The 618-nt window shown below is 72.8% G+C and carries 1 pseudogene; it reads right to left on the reverse strand.

Annotated features, from left to right (window positions below):
- Window positions 1-511 (reverse strand): annotated as a pseudogene (locus IG08_RS0153305) (IS200/IS605 family accessory protein TnpB-related protein); the annotation flags it as partial.
- Window positions 512-618 lie beyond the last annotated feature (107 nt).

Here is a 618-nt window from a genome sequence, read left to right on the forward strand (position 1 = left end):
CGCGTACGACGTGCACGGTCCCGGCCTCCCGGTCGGCCCGCTCACGCTCCAGCCGGTCCTCCAGCACCTGCAGGCGGCGGGTCTTGGCATGCCACTCCCGCCGGCTGCGGTAACCGCCCGCCGCCCGCTTCGAGCCCTTCGCACCGACCGGCAGCGCCAGCCGGTGCGCGATCGTCCGGATCCCCGCCTCAAGAGACCGGAGGTGGGCGAGCTGACAGCGGCGGGCCAGCGCCCACTGATCATGCGTGGCCTTGGTGATCGAACCCGCCCACCGGGACGACGACACACACGTCAGAGCCCGCTTACGCGCCGCCCACGCGTCCGCGGAATGCTCCAGGCCCTCCGCGCACCGCACCTTCAAGTCCCGGGAAGCCAGCGAACCGAGGTACGCACCGACCAGCGCGAGCACCCTCTCATCGGCGGGCCTGAGCTGCTTGAGGCGAGTGCGGACCGCCACGCCCGAGGGGCCGGGCACGACGAACGACGCCGCAAGCTCCCGCAACCCGCCCACCCCACACCCCCCCCATACAGCCCCTCGACCTCCCGGGACGACAGCACCCAGCCGCCCGCCGGGACCCTCCACGCTCACCCACACATGCCAGAACACACTCCCACCCA

This window comes from Streptomyces fulvoviolaceus (assembly GCF_000718165.1).
Lineage (GTDB): Bacteria > Actinomycetota > Actinomycetes > Streptomycetales > Streptomycetaceae > Streptomyces > Streptomyces fulvoviolaceus.